Here is a 5,812-nt window from a genome sequence, read left to right on the forward strand (position 1 = left end):
CAGACCCTAATCGTCAGCGTCGCATGGCACGATCGGACCCGGACTACATTCGACAACGGCACTGCCGCGTCGGCGCACAGCGCGTCGGCACCGAGCGTGGGGACCTCAGTGATGCTCATGTTCTTGTTCCTGGTCGTCGCGCTCGCCGTCGTGGTGGCCGCGGTCACCCTGGCCGTGGTGGGCGGCGGCGAGAGCGCCGCCCTGCCCGAGGCGGCGCCCGAGCGGCTCGACGACCCGCTGCCGCCGGACCGTCCGGTCGACCGCGCGGACGTGGAGGCCCTGCGGTTCCCGCTCGCCGTGCGCGGCTACCGCATGGCGGACGTGGACGACGCGCTCGGCCGTCTCGGCGCCGAGATCTCCGAGCGGGACGCCCGTATCGCCGATCTGGAGGCCGCCCTCGCCGGTGCCCGTACCGCGGCCGGTGCGGACGAGCGGACCGCGGAGGGCCACCGATGAGCGGGGCGGCCCTGGCGGGCGAGGACGGCGCGCTGCGCTGCCCCTGGGCGCTGTCGACCGAGGACTACGTGGCGTACCACGACGCGGAGTGGGGCCGCCCGGTCCACGGTGACGACGCGCTGTACGAACGGCTGTCCCTGGAGGCCTTCCAGTCAGGGCTGTCGTGGATCACGATCCTGCGCCGCCGCGAGGGCTTCCGCGAGGCCTTCGCCGACTTCCACATCGCCAAGGTGGCCGCGTTCACGGACGCCGACCGTACGCGCCTGCTCGCCGACCCGGGCATCATCCGCAACCGCGCCAAGATCGAGGCGACGCTCGCCAACGCGCGCGTGCTGGCCGACTGGGCGCCGGGCGAGCTGGACGAGCTGATCTGGTCGTACGCCCCGGGCCGGGACGCCCGACCGGTCCCGAAGACCCTGGGCGACGTCCCGGCGATCACCGAGGAGTCGACGGCCCTGGCCAAGGCCCTCAAGAAGCGCGGCATCCGCTTCGTCGGCCCGACGACGGCGTACGCGCTGATGCAGGCCTGCGGGCTGGTCAACGACCACCTGGCCGACTGCGCGGCCCGGGAGGGCGCCCTGGCGGCCTGAGCCGCCCGGAACGGGACCGAACCGGGGGCCGAGCGGCCCCCGGTGGAGCAGGCCCGCGCTCAGCGTCCCAGGTACGTCGGCTTCTCCTTGGCGACGAACGCGCGCACCGCGATCGCGTGGTCCGCGGAGGCACCCGCGCGGGTCTGGAGCTCGTCCTCCTTCTCCAGCGCCTCGTCCAGGGAGTGGGAGAACCCGTAGGCCAGGGACTCCTTCACGGCCGCGTACGCCAGGGTGGGCCCCTCGGCCAGTGCGCGGGCGACCTTCTCCGCCTCGGCGCGCAGCTCGGACGGGGGCACCAGACGGTTCGCGATCCCCCACTCGTACGCCTGCTGCGCGCTGATGCTGCGCGGGAAGAGCAGCAGGTCCGCGGCGCGCGACGGGCCGACGACGCGCGGCAGCGTCCAGGAGATCCCCGAGTCCGCGGTGAGCGCGACCCCGGTGAACGACGTGTTGAAGGCCGCCGTGTCCGCGACGATCCGGTAGTCCGCGGCGAGCGCGAAGCCGAAGCCCGCCCCGGCCGCGATCCCGTTCACGGCGGCGACCACCGGCTTCGCCGCCCCGGTCAGCGCCCGCACGATCGGGTTGTAGTGCTCCTTGACGGTGCTCATCACCCCGCCGCCGCCCGCGCCCGACTCCTGCGCCTTGAGCAGCCCGATGTGCTCCTTCAGGTCCTGCCCCACACAGAACGCCCGGTCCCCGGCGGCGGTCAGCAGGATCGCCCGCACGGTGTCGTCGTCCGCCGCCTCGCGCGCCGCGTCCCGCAAAGCGACCTTGGCCTCGGTGTTCAGCGCGTTCATCGCCTCGGGGCGGTTCAGCGTGATCGTCGCGAGCCCGTCGCTGACCTCGTAGAGCACGGTGTCGGCCATGGTGATCCCCTCCGGTGTCGGCTTCGTCGTCGCTTCGTCGTACCGATCGGTACGCGCTGCGTCCGAAGGACAGCATGGCCGAGAAGACGGGCCGTGGGACGGAGCGGACATGTGACCTGCGTCAAAGAATTCCGGTACGTGGTCGATCGGCAGATGTCCGTGCGAGGGCGCAGTATCACAGCCCCGTCGCCGAATTGGGTGGTTTTGCTCGCGCGTGTTGCTCAAGCGATGCGGACTGATGTTGGTCATCGGGTCCTGAGATGCGGGATAATGGCTTGGAAGCAATGTGTTCGATGCCGGTGTCGCGTGTCTTGTGAGCGACCGCTTGCCCTTCACGGGGGATGTCGGCGGAGATGAGCTGGTTTCAGGAAGGGGAACGAGCATGGCGGCCATGAAGCCGCGGACGGGCGATGGCCCGCTCGAGGTGACCAAGGAGGGGCGGGGCATCGTCATGCGCGTTCCGCTCGAAGGCGGCGGTCGGCTCGTCGTCGAGCTGACTCCCGATGAGGCCGACGCGCTCGGCGACGCCCTCAAGAAGGTCGTCGGCTGACGCGTAAGCGACCCCAATGTGTGGTGACCCCGGCATCGTACGCGGTGCCGGGGTCACCGCGTTCCACGGGGGCGACGCCTTCCGCGGCACGTCCGGAGCACGTCCGCGACCACCCGGCGGGCACGGTCAGCGCTTGACCGCGCACAGCAGCCCGTCGCCCACCGGCAGCAGCGAGGGCACCAGCTCCTGGCTCTCGCGGACGGCGCGCAGCAGCTCCCGCTGGCGCAGCACCTCGGTGGGCTGCGGACCGGAATCCACCGTGCGGCCACCCGCGAGTGCGCCCTCGAAGACGACGAGGCCCCCGGGGCGCAGCAGACGCAACGATTCGGCGAGGTAGTCGAGGACCTCCAGCCGGTCGCCGTCGCAGAAGACGAGGTCGTAGCCGGCGTCGGCGAGCCGGGGCAGCACGTCCAGCGCGCGGCCCGGGATGAACCGGGCGCGGTTGCTCGCGAACCCCGCGGCACGGAAGGCCTGGCGGGCGAACTGCTGGTGCTCCGGCTCCGGGTCCACCGTGGTCAGCACGCCGTCGGGGCGCATCCCGTGCAGCAGATGGATCCCGGAGACACCGCATCCCGTCCCGATCTCCGCCACGGCCTTGGCGTCCACGGTGGCGGCGAGCAGGCGCAGCGCGGCGCCCGCGCCGGGCGTCACCGAGCGCAGCCCCGCGTCACAGGCCCGCTCACGGGCCCAGTGCAGCGCGTCGTCCTCGGCGACATAGGCGTCGGCGAACGCCCAGCTCGTCTGCCGGTTGCCGGTAATGACCCTCTCCTGTCCCCGCGATTGCCTGGGCGTGACTGTATCCGTTGACGGCGGGAACCCGCAGATGGGACCGGGCGTTCATGAGGGTGGGAAGAACAACGGGGCAAGGACGGGGGACACGGGTGGTCGTGGTCGCCGAGCAAGTGCTGACGCAGCCGCATCAGCACGTATCAAATTCTCGTAAAACCGCTTATCCGGAGCTAACGGGCGAGGTGGCTATGGTAGGGGCTCCACTGGACACCACCAGAGCCGACAGGGGAGGTGCGGCTGCGCCTGCGGACCGGAGAGGGGTGCTGCGGCGCCTTCTCAGGTCACCGGGTGAGCCGAAATCCGTGACCGACATCGCTGACCAGCACCACGCTTCCGACACCGCGCAGACCGCGACCTTCGCCACCGACGCGGACTCGCAGGCGTGGACTCCGCCCACCTGGGAGGAGATCGTCAGCATGCACAGCGGCCGGGTCTACCGACTGGCCTACCGCCTGACCGGAAACCAGCACGACGCGGAGGATCTGACCCAGGAGGTCTTCGTCCGCGTCTTCCGCTCCCTCTCGACCTACACGCCCGGCACGTTCGAGGGCTGGCTCCACCGCATCACCACGAACCTCTTCCTGGACATGGTCCGCCGCAAGCAGCGCATCCGGTTCGACGCGCTGGGCGAGGACGCGGCCGAGCGGCTCGCCAGCCGCGAGCCGAGCCCCCAGCAGGTCCTCCACGACGCGCACTTCGACGCGGACATCCAGCAGGCCCTCGACACCCTGGCGCCCGAGTTCCGCGCCGCCGTCGTCCTGTGCGACATCGAGGGGCTGTCCTACGAGGAGATCGCCGCGACGCTGGGCGTCAAGCTCGGCACGGTGCGCTCCCGTATCCACCGTGGCCGCTCCCAGCTCCGCAAGGCGCTGGCGCACCGTTCGCCGGAGGCCCGCGCCGCCGAGCGGCGCTCCTTCATGGACCGGGTGCCCGCGCTGGGGGGAGGGGGCGCGACCGCGTGAACGCATCCTTTCGCCCCACACCGGCAGAGCAGCATCTGGGAGACCGCCTCTCCGCCCTGGTGGACGGAGAGCTCGGTCATGAGACGCGCGAGCGCGTGCTGGCCCATCTGGCCACGTGCGCGAAGTGCAAGGCCGAGGCCGACGCCCAGCGTCGGCTGAAGAACGTCTTCGCCCAGGCCGCGCCCCCACCGCCCTCCGAGAGCTTCCTGGCCCGCCTTCAGGGCCTGTCCTCGGGCGGGGGTGATGTCGACGGCGGTGGCACGCCGCTCGGCGGGGGAGGCTTCGGCACCGGACGCCAGGATTCCGCCGGACTCCCCGCGGGCCCCGGCGTCTTCGGGGTGAGCCGCGAGCCCTTCGGGTACGCGCCTTCGGGGCCGCATGCGGCGGCCCTCGCCCCCTCCGGGAACCGCACCCTCCCGGCGGACAGCGGCTTCCGTATCCATCCCGTCGGCCGCCCGGACGCCGAGCGGTCGGCCTCGCGCGGGCTGCGGTTCGCGTTCGCCGCCGCGGGCGCGGTGTCGCTGGCCGCGATCGCGCTCGGCGGGGTGTCCACGGGGGTCACCAGCGGATCGGCCGTCGAAGCGCGCGGTGGCGCGGGCAACGGCAGCAATGTGGTTCCGACCCGCGCGCCGGGCGCGGGCGGCGTCGCCCCGGCGTCGGAGGGGCAGCGTCGGCGTTCCTCCGGAGTGCCGCTCGGGCAGCGTACGTCCGGGACGGCCCCCGTGGTCTCGACCGGGTCGGCGGCCCCGCTGCTGCCCGAGGTGCCCGCTCCGGGCATCGAGGACGCCACGCGGATCCGCGCCCTGACCTCCCCCGTGGCGGCGGGAGCCATCGAGATGTCCCCGCTCATACATCCGCTCGCCCAGACCCCACCGGTCATGCTGACGTCCTGGTCGGCCGTCCCGGAGATCACGGTTCCTCCGACGGCCCCCCTGCCCCTCGTGCCGTCCCCCACGCCCTCCGCGCGCGCCGCCCACTGACGCGGCGTCTGCGCGGGGGCCCCGGAACCTGGTTGAATCCGGGGTGGGCCGCGCTCGTGCCAGGGCACTGACGATCCGGGCGCGGAGCCAGCAATTCAGCGGCGACCACCGGTGCCGCCGTGCCGCGCGCCGGGTGTGGGGAGAGCATGAACGAGGGGAAGCCGATCCCTCCGGGGCAGGCCGACGCAGAGGCACCCGAGGTACGGGACGGAGCGCGTCCTCGCGCGGAGGCCAACGCCGACGGTGACTTCGAGCTGGAGCGCCCGGCGGGCGCCACCGCGCCCGAGCCGTCGGACGCGGTACCTGCCGGTGCGGGTGTCGGTACGGGCGCTGATGCTGCGCAGGAGCCCGCTGCCACTGCCGGTGCCGTGCGGGAGCCCGCTGCCGAGGAGGTGGCCGCCCCGCCGGACCGGGAGGCACCGGCCAGGGAGGGCCAGGCCGCCCCTGCCGACCGCCCCAAGCCCCTGCACGACCCCGACCCCTACGACACCCCGCCCTACGGCGAACCGGGCCCCTGGGCCCCCGCCCCCCCCGTCCAGCACCCCGGGGCAACGCCCGCGCAGGGCACGCCCCGCCCCCCGCATCCGACCCAGGGCGCGCCGGGCCCGCCCCCCCCCCC

At 73.2% G+C, this 5,812-nt stretch carries 7 protein-coding genes and 1 pseudogene; 6 read left to right on the forward strand and 2 right to left on the reverse strand.

Annotated features, from left to right (window positions below; translation table 11 throughout):
- The first annotated feature begins 111 nt into the window (after positions 1-111).
- On the forward strand, positions 112-456 hold the full coding sequence (locus tag NGF19_RS30070; protein ID WP_252429085.1) for a DivIVA domain-containing protein: 345 nt from the start codon (positions 112-114) through the stop codon (positions 454-456).
- Positions 453-1,046: a DNA-3-methyladenine glycosylase I gene (locus NGF19_RS30075; protein WP_252429086.1), complete on the forward strand. Its 594-nt coding sequence runs from the start codon at positions 453-455 to the stop codon at positions 1,044-1,046. The genes NGF19_RS30070 and NGF19_RS30075 overlap by 4 nt, the downstream gene beginning before the upstream one ends.
- A gap of 59 nt (positions 1,047-1,105) precedes the next feature.
- On the opposite strand, the gene chcB is transcribed toward NGF19_RS30075, so the two are convergent.
- On the reverse strand, positions 1,106-1,912 hold the full coding sequence (chcB, locus tag NGF19_RS30080; RefSeq protein WP_252429087.1) for a 2-cyclohexenylcarbonyl CoA isomerase: 807 nt from the start codon (positions 1,910-1,912) through the stop codon (positions 1,106-1,108).
- 382 nt (positions 1,913-2,294) lie between these two features.
- Between chcB and NGF19_RS30085 the strand changes: the two genes are divergently transcribed.
- Positions 2,295-2,462 (forward strand): DUF3117 domain-containing protein, encoded by a 168-nt coding sequence (locus tag NGF19_RS30085; protein WP_003966491.1) that lies wholly within the window; start codon positions 2,295-2,297, stop codon positions 2,460-2,462.
- Positions 2,463-2,588: 126 nt separating this feature from the next.
- Here NGF19_RS30085 and NGF19_RS30090 read toward each other — a convergent pair whose 3' ends face one another.
- On the reverse strand, positions 2,589-3,287 hold the full coding sequence (locus tag NGF19_RS30090; RefSeq protein WP_308288568.1) for an O-methyltransferase: 699 nt from the start codon (positions 3,285-3,287) through the stop codon (positions 2,589-2,591).
- Between the two features lie 224 nt (positions 3,288-3,511).
- Here NGF19_RS30090 and sigE point away from each other — a divergent pair, with 224 nt between their 5' ends.
- The 3 genes and pseudogenes from sigE to NGF19_RS30105 all read left to right on the forward strand — a co-directional run.
- Entirely contained in the window at positions 3,512-4,213 is a 702-nt protein-coding gene (sigE, locus tag NGF19_RS30095) for an RNA polymerase sigma factor SigE (protein ID WP_252429088.1), read from the forward strand.
- Positions 4,210-5,193, forward strand: coding sequence for an anti-sigma factor family protein (locus NGF19_RS30100; RefSeq protein ID WP_252429089.1), 984 nt, complete (start codon positions 4,210-4,212; stop codon positions 5,191-5,193). The genes sigE and NGF19_RS30100 overlap by 4 nt, the downstream gene beginning before the upstream one ends.
- Before the next feature lie 146 nt (positions 5,194-5,339).
- Positions 5,340-5,812, forward strand: a pseudogene (locus NGF19_RS30105) (protease); the annotation flags it as partial.

Origin of the sequence: Streptomyces macrolidinus (assembly GCF_023887685.1) — a bacterium.
GTDB classification, from domain to species: domain Bacteria; phylum Actinomycetota; class Actinomycetes; order Streptomycetales; family Streptomycetaceae; genus Streptomyces; species Streptomyces macrolidinus.

What these genes read in the sequence shown, in the direction of transcription:
- chcB (WP_252429087.1), bottom strand. Translation starts at nt 1,912, where the DNA reads ATGGCCGACACCGTGCTCTACGAGGTCAGCGACGGGCTCGCGACGATC.
- NGF19_RS30075 (WP_252429086.1), top strand. Translation starts at nt 453, where the DNA reads ATGAGCGGGGCGGCCCTGGCGGGCGAGGACGGCGCGCTGCGCTGCCCC.
- NGF19_RS30085 (WP_003966491.1), top strand. Translation starts at nt 2,295, where the DNA reads ATGGCGGCCATGAAGCCGCGGACGGGCGATGGCCCGCTCGAGGTGACC.
- NGF19_RS30070 (WP_252429085.1), top strand. Translation starts at nt 112, where the DNA reads ATGCTCATGTTCTTGTTCCTGGTCGTCGCGCTCGCCGTCGTGGTGGCC.